We start from the raw sequence: 1,990 nt of genomic DNA on the forward strand, positions 1-1,990 counted from the left end.
CGCAGTTCCAGCCGACGCCTAACGGCGCGGCTGAACGCAATCGTTAGGCATCACACACGTCTCTCACAGTTGCGCAAACATTCCGAGCACAAGGAGACTTCAATGTCACTTCCCGACGAGATTCTGAAGCGCGCCGACGGCTGGTATACCGTAGGTCTCCTGTATCTGACGTTAGGCATCGTGCTAGTTGCCGCGGGAATTTTGGCCAGCACCGCTGTCAGCGTGTTTACTCAACAGCTGAAGACAAATCAGATAAAGATCCTTAGCTTCATTGCAGCGGTTTCAACCGCGTTGGCGGCCTACTTCAACCCCATTGAAATCGGGTCGCGATTTATCGAAGCCTGGAGACTGCTCGACTCGGCCATCTTGCATCACAAGACAGAGCCAGCGAAGTACGACGTCTCGACAGTTGTCGCGGCGCTAGACAAAGGTGAGGACCTACTGTCGAGACTTCCAAAGTTTGCGCAGCGTACGAGTCCAGCAGGTGCCGCGTCGGCTGCGGGCAGCGCACCAAAGTGAGATGTCGACTTGGGCGGAGTCTCCGCTGCCGACTGGCCTAGCCAAGCAGCAGCCTAACCCGCAGTTCCAGCCGACGCCTAACGGCGCGGCTGAACGCAATCGTTAGACGTCCAATGACGCGCATCCATTTCGGCAGCGAAGCCGAATACATTCAAATCAATCTGCCGTTGTCGTTCTCCACGGATGGCTGGGCGCAGGCCTCAGTGGAGATCTCGGTAAACGGCTTCCGCGGTTCCATTCGACCTTGGGTGGAAGTCGCGGACTTTGAGGTCTTCGCCCAGCAACTCCGACTCTTGTACGAGTCGCTCCAAGGGCAGGCGGACTTCTCGCCGATTGAAAGGCAGTTCACCTTAAGGCTCGCGGGGAAGTCCGCCGGGCATGTGAAACTTACAGGCGAAGCATGGTCCAGAGCGACTTACGAGAACAAGCTGGAGTACGCCATTGAACTCGACCAATCTTTCCTGTCAGCGCCATTGCACGAAATGGAGGCATTGCTTGCCTCGTTCGACAAGCGGGCCGTCTAACCCGCTGTTCCAGCCGACGCCTAACGGCGCGGCTGAACGCAATCGTTAGGCACTGCCAGAGCGCCATCATGTCGCGGAGGCTTGCTCGGTGAAGGTGAAGCTGGCGTTCTCGGTTTCGACGGAATGCGCAGCGATGCTCGTTGTTCGTTCGAGTTCGAACGCGCCACTTCGCGCCGCGCCTCCACCTACCGACGCAGCCTGCCCTGCCAAGTTCGGCCGCGGCCGCCTGTCCTCTGGCAGGCGGCTCACCCATGCTGGCCTGCCGGCACTTGGGGAAGCAAGTCCGCGCGCGGTTTTCGCGACAGAGCTTGGTTTGCAGCGGCCGGCCGCGTGGCTAGACTTGGCGTTCTCGAGGCAAGCACGAACCAATGCTCTGCCTAACCCGTCATTCCAGCGGACGCCTAACGGCGCCGCTGAATTCAATCGTTAGGCCGCATGAGTCACCTTCCCCTTACCGCCACGGACCAAGAACTGATCGAGTTTGTCGACGGATGGGTTCGTCTTATGGAGGCTGAGGACTATGACGCGGCGTTTTCCTACACATCGCAGTCGCGGCATATGCGCTGGACGCCGCGGCTGCTGCGAGACGTCATCAAGGCTTACAACGAATCGCTGCCAACGCAGCGCGTCACTCTTGAAGGTCTTCCCACTGACATCACCCAACGAAAAGACGTTCACTGGTATCCATCACCACGGCCCGTGGGCGATGGCTATATCTGGTACGACCTGAATATCGATGGCTTCGCATCTGACCTCACGGCTACATTCGACATTCTCAAAGCCTCTGATGGCTTTCTGATCGTCCTCGACGACATTCATGTGATGTAAAAGCAGTGCGTACTCAATCTAGTCTGCCGGCAGTGCTGCCTAACCCGCAGTTCCAGCCGACGCCTGACGGCGCGGCTGAACGCAATCGTTAGGCTTCCGCAAATGCGTCTTCATCCTGC

Annotated in this window: 3 protein-coding genes; all 3 read left to right on the forward strand. The window is 58.3% G+C overall.

Annotated features, from left to right (window positions below):
• Positions 1-102 precede the first annotated feature (102 nt).
• The 3 genes from B0W88_RS31450 to B0W88_RS31460 all read left to right on the forward strand — a co-directional run bounded on the left by B0W88_RS31450 (position 103) and on the right by B0W88_RS31460 (position 1,871).
• Complete coding sequence (locus B0W88_RS31450) at positions 103-519, forward strand: hypothetical protein (RefSeq protein ID WP_077038379.1); 417 nt, start codon at positions 103-105, stop codon at positions 517-519.
• A 113-nt stretch (positions 520-632) separates the two neighbouring features.
• Positions 633-1,043: a hypothetical protein gene (locus B0W88_RS31455; protein WP_077038380.1), complete on the forward strand. Its 411-nt coding sequence runs from the start codon at positions 633-635 to the stop codon at positions 1,041-1,043.
• A gap of 435 nt (positions 1,044-1,478) precedes the next feature.
• Positions 1,479-1,871, forward strand: coding sequence for a hypothetical protein (locus B0W88_RS31460; RefSeq protein ID WP_077038381.1), 393 nt, complete (start codon positions 1,479-1,481; stop codon positions 1,869-1,871).
• The last annotated feature ends 119 nt before the right edge of the window (positions 1,872-1,990 follow it).

It is taken from the genome of Pelomonas sp. KK5, assembly GCF_001984095.1.
Taxonomy (GTDB): domain Bacteria; phylum Pseudomonadota; class Gammaproteobacteria; order Burkholderiales; family Burkholderiaceae_C; genus KK5.

Coding starts and splice junctions, on each gene's coding strand:
- B0W88_RS31460 (WP_077038381.1), top strand. CDS start 1,479: ATGAGTCACCTTCCCCTTACCGCCACGGACCAAGAACTGATCGAGTTT.
- B0W88_RS31455 (WP_077038380.1), top strand. CDS start 633: ATGACGCGCATCCATTTCGGCAGCGAAGCCGAATACATTCAAATCAAT.
- B0W88_RS31450 (WP_077038379.1), top strand. CDS start 103: ATGTCACTTCCCGACGAGATTCTGAAGCGCGCCGACGGCTGGTATACC.